1 protein-coding gene is annotated in these 358 nt (G+C 41.3%); it reads left to right on the top strand.

Annotated features, from left to right (window positions below; genetic code table 11):
- Positions 1-92: 92 nt before the first annotated feature.
- Positions 93-358: hypothetical protein (locus HC175_RS21045; protein ID WP_209310167.1), on the top strand; the 266-nt coding region annotated here is incomplete at its 3' end.

Genomic DNA, 358 nt, shown 5'->3' with positions numbered 1-358 from the left:
ACCTGGACTGGAATCCACAGGGGCACGAGCCTTTTTTTTATGAATTTCCTCACTTTGATGTGCATTTTTATATGATCTCAGAGGAAGAAAAAATGCAGGTTACAGAAATTGAGAAGGCTACCATCTTTCCGGATGCTGCTTATTTGCCGGAAACTTATTTCACAGCCGATCCTGTTGAAATGGTACCTTATATGGGAGTGCATTGGCTGGACTCTTCTTCTCCCGAAATTCCCTTTAATCAGGGTAATTTTACCCATACCTTTATCTATGGCACCTATAATTCAGAAGTGGTATTTCTGGAGCCCATGATCACAGTAGATTATCTGCGCAATGAAGCCGACGGAACAGAATTTAGAAT

Source organism: Salinimicrobium oceani, assembly GCF_012037645.1.
The sequence above is the reverse complement of the archived record's forward strand: the minus strand, read 5'-3'. Positions and strand labels throughout refer to the sequence as shown.